Source organism: Amnimonas aquatica (assembly GCF_002943415.1).
Classification (GTDB): domain Bacteria; phylum Pseudomonadota; class Gammaproteobacteria; order Pseudomonadales; family Moraxellaceae; genus Perlucidibaca; species Perlucidibaca aquatica_A.
In genome coordinates, this window is record NZ_PTQZ01000079.1 from 1 (window position 1) to 7,343 (window position 7,343).

Below are 7,343 nucleotides of genomic sequence, written 5' to 3' on the forward strand. Positions count from 1 at the left end.
AGTTCGTCGGCATCTTCGCGGCCATCGGGCTGGCGCTGGGTGCCATCGGCACGGCGCTGGCGACGGTGGTCAGCGGCCTGCTCGGCCTGCCCTGGTGGCAGCTGCCGCTGGTGCTGCTGGCCATCGTGCTGCTGATCTCCGGGCCGGCGGTGGTGCTGGCCTGGTTCAAGCTGCGCCAGCGCAACCTGGCGCCCATTCTCGATGCCAACGGCTGGGCGGTGAACACCGAGGCGCGCATCAACATTCCCTTCGGGACCGCGCTCACGCACCTGGCGCGCCTGCCGCGCAACGCCAGCCGTTCCTGGCATGACCCGCATGCCGGCCGGCGTGCGCGCCTGGCCTGGCTGCTGCTGGGCCTGCTGCTCGCCGCCGGCTCGGTCTGGGGCTGGCAGTCCGGCTTCTTCAGCCCTGAGACTGAGGTCCCGGGCGCGACGGCCGGCGGCGGCGCCTGACCGCGCCATCGGGGCGGTTGCCATCCGCCGGGCGGCTGTTGCCGTTCGGCGTGGCCGGGGAGGCCGGGCGCACATTGCCGTCACGCTGTCCCTGCGGTCGCGGTGACTGCCCCTGCGGTTGCCCCTGGCCGCCGCCGCGTTGCCCGCCACGCCGGCCGGGAGCGGCCTGACCGCTGCGCTGGCCGCCCTGCTGCTGACGCGGCGGGCGCACTTCGCGCGGCTTGCGCAGCGGTTCCGGCCGGGCGTTCGGGTCGGGCTCGAAGCCGGGCACGATCACACGTTCGAGCTTGCGCTTGATGGTCTTCTCGATGTCGGCGAGCAGCTTCAGCTCATCCACGCAGACCAGCGACACCGCCTCGCCGCCGGCACCCGCGCGGCCGGTGCGGCCGATGCGGTGGACATAGTCCTCGGGCACGTTCGGCAGCTCGTAGTTGACCACGTGCGGCAGACCGTCGATGTCGATGCCGCGTGCCGCGATGTCGGTCGCCACCAGCACCCGCAGGCGGTTGGCCTTGAACTCTCCGAGCGCCTTCTCGCGCGCGTTCTGGCTCTTGTTGCCGTGGATGGCCATGGCCGGGATGCCGGCCTTGTCGAGCTGCTCGGCGAGGCGGTTGGCGCCATGCTTGGTGCGCGTGAACACCAGCACCTGCGACCAGTCGCCGTCGCGGATCAGCTTGTCGAGCAGGGCGCGCTTGGCGTCGCGGTCGACCGGGTAGATCTTCTGTTCGATGCGCTCCACCGTGGTGTTCGGCGGGGTCACCGAGACTTCCGCGGGGTCGTTCAGCAGACCGCGCGCCAGGTCGCGGATCTCGGCTGCGAAGGTGGCCGAGAACAGCAGATTCTGGCGTTGCTTCGGCAGCAGCGCGAGCACGCGTCGGATATCGCGGATGAAGCCCATGTCGAGCATGCGGTCGGCTTCGTCGAGCACCAGCAGCTCGACGCCGCCGAGGTCGATGGTCTTCTGGCCGGCATGGTCGAGCAGGCGGCCCGGTGTCGCCACCAGGATGTCCAGGCGCTGGCGCAGTCGCGAGATCTGCGGATTGATGTTGACGCCGCCGAACATGACCATGGACGACAGGCCCAGGTACTTGCCGTAGGTGTCCACGCTCTCGCCGACCTGGGCCGCGAGCTCGCGCGTGGGGGTCAGCACCAGGGCGCGGATGCGCGCGCGCTGGCCCGGGTGCAGCGGTTTCTGCGTGCTCAGGCGCTGCAGCAGGGGCAGCGTGAAGCCGGCGGTCTTGCCGGTGCCGGTCTGCGCGGCGGCGAGCAGGTCGCGGCCGGAGAGCACGACCGGAATGGCCTGCTGCTGGATGGGCGTCGGAGTGGTGTAGCCGGTCTCCTCGACTGCGCGCAGCAGTTCGGGAAGCAGGCCGAGATCGGCGAAGGACATGGAGTGGTTCCGGTGCGGCCCGCGACGGGCCGGGGTGATGAACGGCAAAGGACGCGAGTATACGCCATGTGGCGGGTCGTGCCGCCGGTCGTGGTTGTCCGCGCAACCCCCCTCGCCGGGTTCCGGATGTCCTCCTGTGTCCCGCGGACGGGCGCGCATGATCCGCGCATTGGCCGGTACAGGCCGCAGGCGCAGGTGCTCCGCCCGGAATGGCGGCACAGGCGCGACCCCAGAAAAACAAGAACAACGAGGTATACCCATGGCTGTCCATGCGCACCGCCGTCGCCTTTCGTGGCTCGTCCTGCCGTTGCTGTCGCTGGCCCTGGCAGGCTGTTTCGGTTCTGATGACGGCGGCGACAGCCGCGAAGGCAAGCCGAGGGTGCAGCCGCTGACCCGTTACGACATGGCCAATGACTGCTATGTCATGAAAGCCGCCGACGCCGGCCACGTCACCCAGGCCAAGGACGGCAGCTACGCCGCCGATGCCGCCGCCGCGTCCGGCGCCGAACCCCTGTTCATGAAGCCGACCGCGCTCGGCCGCTACCTGATCATGGCCCGTGACAGCCGCCTGATGGCCGCCGTCAGCGGCAAGGTCGGCTCGGCCTCGTCGCCGTCCGACAGCAGCGACTGGATCGTGGAGGCTTCCGGGCAGGGCCGGTTCACGCTCAAGCTGGCATCCGGCAAGGCGCTGGCCGTGGCTCCGGAGAGCCGTGCCCTGGTGCTGGCCGACCAGCCGTCGGTGTTCAGCTTCGCGCTCGCCGAGGGTTGCACGCCGTATCCGGAAATCACCGTCAACGCCGAGGGCGAGACCTTCAGCGGCACCCGCAATGGCGAGGTGCTGGGCTTTGCCGATGCCCACGTGCACATCAGCGCCACCGACTTCCTCGGCGGCTCCAAGTACGGCACGCCGTTCCACCGTTTCGGTGTCACCCACGCGCTCAAGGACTGCAAGGACATCCACGGTCCCAGCGGCCGCCTCGACCTGATCGGCAACCTCTACGGCAACGACCCGCTGGGCCAGCACGACAACCAGGGCTGGCCGAGCTTCGCCAGCTGGCCGGCCGCGCATTCGCTGACCCACGAGGGCATGTACTACAAGTGGGTAGAACGCGCCTGGAAGGCCGGTTTGCGCATCATGGTCAACGAGCTGGTGGAGAACGAGGTGCTGTGCACGGTCAACTCCCTGCTCAAGCTGAAGGCGAACAACTGCAATGAAATGAACTCGGTCTACAAGCAGGCCGAGATGATGCGCTCGCTGCAGGACTACGTGGATGCCCAGGAGGGCGGCCCGGGCAAGGGCTGGTTCCGTCTCGTCACCACGCCGGCCGAAGCGCGCAAGGTGATCGCCGAGGGCAAGCTGGCGGTGGTGCTGGGGGTGGAAATCTCGCACCTGTTCGACTGCAAGGTCAGCTACGGCCTGCTGCCCGACCTGCCAGGCATTCCGCTGCCGGACATTCCGCTGGTGGCGGGCGAGACCCCGGGCTGCAGCGAGAAGAGCATCGACGAGGAGCTGGCCATGCTGCACTCGGTCGGCGTCCGTCAGCTGTTCCCGGTGCACGAATTCGACAATGCCCTGGGTGGCAACGGCATCTTCAACGGGCTGGTGCTCAACCTCGGCAACCGCCTCGACACCGGCCGCTTCTGGCAGACCTACGACTGCCCTGAGGATGACTATTACTACAGCGCCGGCGCCATCATGACCACGGTGCCGGAGCTGTTCAACAGCGATGACCCCGTCACTTCGCTGCTGCGCCAGCTCACCGGCGGCACGCTGCCGGTCTACAAGTCGAACAAGCCGCAGTGCAACGCGCGCGGCATGACTCCGCTGGGCCGCTATGCCATCGGCAAGATGATGGACCACGGCATGATCATCGACCTCGACCACCTCGAGCTGAAGATGAAGAGCGAAGTCATCGAGATGGCCAAGCCGCGCAACTACCCGCTGACCTCGACCCATGGCGGCCATGGCGGCATCTCCATGGCGCAGGCTCGCGACATCTTCAACCTCGGCGGTCTGATCTACGACTACAAGGGTACCGGCAAGGGCTTTGTCAGCGGCTTCCTGAAGGCGCGCGAGACCCATGCCGCCTCCGGCACGCAGCATGCCTTCGCCTTCGGCTTCGGCGCCGACACCAACGGCATGGGCGCGCAGGCCGGTCCGCGCACCGGCGACAACGTGAAGCCGGTGCAGTACCCGTTCACCCTGTTCTCCGGTCCCGACTGGGGTGGCGAGTTCAGCAAGCTGAAGCCGGTGCGCTTCGACCAGCAGCGTTCCGGCGAACGCCTCTATGACACCGACCGCGATGGCCAGGCGCACTACGGCCTGATCGCCGACTGGGTCGAGGAAGTGCGCATCGAAGGTGGCAACGAGGCGTTGAGCGCGCTGTACCGCTCCGCCGAGGTCTACCTGCAGATGTGGGAGCGTGCGCTGGAGGCAAGCAAGCGATGAGCGAGAAACTGCGCACCGGCCTCTATCTCCTCGTGGCCCTGGCCGTGCTGGCGGGGCTCTGGCAACTGCTGCGGCCGGCACCGATGGTGGTGCAGGGCGGCGCGGCGACCAGCGGCGGCAGCGCCTTCACCTGGGGTGTCGCCAATGGCGTCGCCTCCGGCCCCGAGCTGCTGGTGCTGCGCCAGGGCGAGCGGGTGAGGCTGCAGGTCACCAGCGACGAGGCCGACGAACTGCACCTGCACGGCTACGAGATCACCCGCCAGCTCATGGCCGGCCGTACCGAGAGCGTCACCTTCACGGCCGACCGCAGCGGGCGATTCGACCTCGAGCTGCATCGCCGCCACCGCACGCTGGCGGTGCTCGAGGTCACGCCCTAGTGCGCCGTCCGATCGCCGAACGCGCTTCCGCCGTTCGGCCGGGGGCATCCCGCCTGCTCTGGCGGGCATCCTGGCTGGTGGCGCTGCTGACCTTGCCCGGCGTGGTGCTGGCGCATTCGTTCGGCCGCACCTACACCCTGCCGGTGCCGCTCTGGCTTTACACCTACGGCGCCGCCGCGGCGCTGATCCTGTCCTTCCTCATGGCCGGCTGGCTGACCCGCCATGCCGCCCGCTGGCAGGATGACGGCGCTCCGGCGCCGGCCGCCTGGCACGACAGCGGCGAGGAGGCACCCGCCGGTCCCTGGCTGCGGCGCTGGAGCTGGCTCAGCCTGGCCGGGCTGGGGCTGGCCGTGGTCACCGGCCTGCTGGGCTCGCGCAACCCCTACGCCAACTTCAGCATGACCTGGTTCTGGGTCATCTTCGTGCTGGGTGCGACCTACCTCAGCGCCCTGATCGGGCAGGGCAACGCGCGCGCCAACCCCTGGCATGTCATGGGCGTGCTGCTCGCCTCGTGGCGTCCGCGCTGGCGCACCGGGCTCTGGCGCTATCCTGCCCGGCTGGGCTACTGGCCGGCGCTGGCGCTCTACATGGGCTTCATCTGGGTCGAGCTGTTCGCCCATGTGGTGCCGTTCACCCTGGCCTGGCTGCTGATCGGCTACACCGTGTTCACGCTGCTGGCCATGCGCGCCTTCGGCGTGCGCGACTGGCTGCGCCAGGGCGAGTTCTTCAGCGTCTTCCTGCGCCTCATCGGTCTCATGGCCTGCCGTTGCTGGCAGGCGGCGGAAGGTGGTGCCGGACGCTGGCAATGGCGCATGCCGTTCTCGGGACTGCCCGGCCGTCGCTGCGAGGATGTCAGCCTGCTGGTGTTCCTGCTTTTCATGCTGTCCTCCACCAGCTTCGACGGCCTGCACGAGACCGCGCCCTGGGTCGCGCTGTTCTGGCGCGACGGGCTGGAGCTGATGCGGCCCTGGCTGGCGCCACCGCTGGTCAGCCACTACCCGCTGCTGCTGGATCTGTATCTGCTCTGGCAGACGCTGGCGCTGGTGCTGTCGCCATTCATCTATCTGTTGCTCTACCTGCTCACCATCCGGCTCATGCGCGCGCTCACCGGCAGCGAGCTGTCCGTGCGCGAGCTGGCGCTGCGCTTCGCCTTCACGCTGCTGCCCATCGTGCTGGTCTACCACGTCAGCCACTACTACACGCTGCTGGTGACCCAGGGCACGCAGCTGCTGCCGCTGCTCTCGGATCCGTTCGGGCGTGGCTGGAACCTGTTCGGCACGGCCACTTGGCTGCGCCGGCCGATCATTCCCGAGGCCGGCACGGTCTGGCATGCGCAGGTCGGGCTGATCGTGCTCGGCCATGTCATCAGCGTCTGGCTGGCGCATGTCGAGGCGCTGAGGCTGTTCGGCAGCGCGCGCATGGCGCTCCGCAGCCAGTGGCCCATGCTGGTGCTGATGGTGGTTTTCACCACCTCCGGGCTGTGGATCCTGTCGCAGCCCTTCAGTCCGGGAATATCGCTGCAGGGGCTGTCCTCGAACTGATCTCGTGGTATGAATGGGTTTGTTGTCAGAATTCAGTGTCAGGAGATCAGGTGGCATGTCCCGGACCGTACTCATCACCGGCTGCTCGACGGGCATAGGCCGGGCGCTCGCGCTGGAGCTGCATGGCCGCGGCCTGACCGTGTGCGCCACCGCGCGCCGTCCGGAAACGCTCGCCGAACTTCACGCCGCCGGCCTGCGCACCTATGCGCTCGATGTCTGCTCGCCAGCGAGCATCGCGGCGCTGGCCGAGCAGCTGGCGGCCGATGGCCTGGTGCCCGACGCGCTGGTCAACAATGCCGGCTACGGCGCCATGGGGCCGTTGCTGGAGCTGCCATCCGACGAGCTGCAGCGCCAGTTCGACACCAATGTCTTCGCGCTGATGGCGGTGACCCGCGCCTTCGTGCCCGGCATGATCGCCCGCCGCCGGGGGCTGGTGGTCAATGTCGGCAGTGTCTCCGGGGTGCTGCCGACCCCGTTCTCCGGTGCCTACTGCGCGACCAAGGCCGCCGTGCATGCCCTGTCCGACGCGCTGCGCATCGAGCTGGCACCGTTCGGTGTCGATGTGCTGGTGGTGCAGCCGGGCGGCATCGAGTCGCAGTTCGGCGCCACCGCCGGCCAGGGCGCCAGCGAGCGTCGCGGCGATCTGGCACTGTACGCGCCGCTGGCGGCCGCCATCGACGCCCGCGCCGCCGCCTCGCAGCAGAACGCCACCCCCGCCGCCGAGTTCGCGCGCCAGCTCGCCGATGCCATGCAGGCCGGGCGGCCGGCACCGGTGGTGCGCATAGGCCATGGCAGCTTCATCATGCCGCAGCTCAAGCGCTGGCTGCCGACGCGCGTGCTCGACCGCGTGCTCGCGCGCCGTTTCGGCCTCGACCGGCTGGCCTCCGGTGACTGAGCCGAAAGGGGCTGCCATCGCCACGGCGGCGCCGGCGGAAACGCAGGCGCTGGACGCGGCCGTGTTCCCGGTGTTCCTGCTGCAGACCACGGTCAGCCGCTGCGCCGCCGAGGGCATCGATCCCGAGGCGTTGTGCCGGGGGCTGGGCTTCGTGGTCGCCGACCTCGATGATCCTGCCTGCCGTGTGTCGTTCCGCCAGGCCAGCCGCCTGATCCGGCGCGCGCTGCAGTCGCGCGCGG

The 7,343-nt window shown here is 69.3% G+C and carries 7 protein-coding genes; 6 read left to right on the forward strand and 1 reads right to left on the reverse strand.

Features of this window, described 5'->3' with window-relative positions; genetic code table 11:
• Positions 1-452: hypothetical protein (locus C5O18_RS04670; RefSeq protein WP_241146741.1), on the forward strand; the 452-nt coding region annotated here is incomplete at its 5' end.
• Here C5O18_RS04670 and C5O18_RS04675 read toward each other — a convergent pair.
• A complete protein-coding gene (locus C5O18_RS04675; RefSeq protein ID WP_105191894.1) occupies positions 403-1,842 on the reverse strand; it encodes a DEAD/DEAH box helicase in 1,440 nt (479 codons plus the stop codon). The two genes, C5O18_RS04670 and C5O18_RS04675, sit on opposite strands and share 50 nt — an antisense overlap.
• Before the next feature lie 259 nt (positions 1,843-2,101).
• On the opposite strand from C5O18_RS04675, the gene C5O18_RS04680 reads away from it, so the two are divergent.
• The 5 genes from C5O18_RS04680 to C5O18_RS10990 all read left to right on the forward strand — a co-directional run.
• The gene (locus C5O18_RS04680; protein ID WP_105191896.1) at positions 2,102-4,291 is read left to right on the forward strand and encodes an amidohydrolase family protein; all 2,190 of its coding nucleotides are present in this window, start codon (positions 2,102-2,104) and stop codon (positions 4,289-4,291) included.
• The gene (locus C5O18_RS04685; RefSeq protein ID WP_105191898.1) at positions 4,288-4,668 is read left to right on the forward strand and encodes a cupredoxin domain-containing protein; all 381 of its coding nucleotides are present in this window, start codon (positions 4,288-4,290) and stop codon (positions 4,666-4,668) included. The genes C5O18_RS04680 and C5O18_RS04685 overlap by 4 nt, the downstream gene beginning before the upstream one ends.
• The gene (locus C5O18_RS04690) at positions 4,668-6,209 is read left to right on the forward strand and encodes a hypothetical protein (RefSeq protein ID WP_146089209.1); all 1,542 of its coding nucleotides are present in this window, start codon (positions 4,668-4,670) and stop codon (positions 6,207-6,209) included. Before C5O18_RS04685 ends, C5O18_RS04690 begins: the two co-directional genes overlap by 1 nt.
• 55 nt (positions 6,210-6,264) lie before the next feature.
• Positions 6,265-7,104: an SDR family oxidoreductase gene (locus C5O18_RS04695; protein WP_105191902.1), complete on the forward strand. Its 840-nt coding sequence runs from the start codon at positions 6,265-6,267 to the stop codon at positions 7,102-7,104.
• On the forward strand, positions 7,097-7,343 hold a 247-nt coding region (locus tag C5O18_RS10990; protein ID WP_277422144.1), incomplete at its 3' end, for an AraC family transcriptional regulator ligand-binding domain-containing protein. The genes C5O18_RS04695 and C5O18_RS10990, both read left to right, overlap by 8 nt.

Bases quoted from the DNA above. Each gene is read 5' to 3' on its own strand.
- C5O18_RS04675 (WP_105191894.1), bottom strand. From the start codon at position 1,842: ATGTCCTTCGCCGATCTCGGCCTGCTTCCCGAACTGCTGCGCGCAGTC.
- C5O18_RS04680 (WP_105191896.1), top strand. From the start codon at position 2,102: ATGGCTGTCCATGCGCACCGCCGTCGCCTTTCGTGGCTCGTCCTGCCG.
- C5O18_RS04685 (WP_105191898.1), top strand. From the start codon at position 4,288: ATGAGCGAGAAACTGCGCACCGGCCTCTATCTCCTCGTGGCCCTGGCC.
- C5O18_RS04695 (WP_105191902.1), top strand. From the start codon at position 6,265: ATGTCCCGGACCGTACTCATCACCGGCTGCTCGACGGGCATAGGCCGG.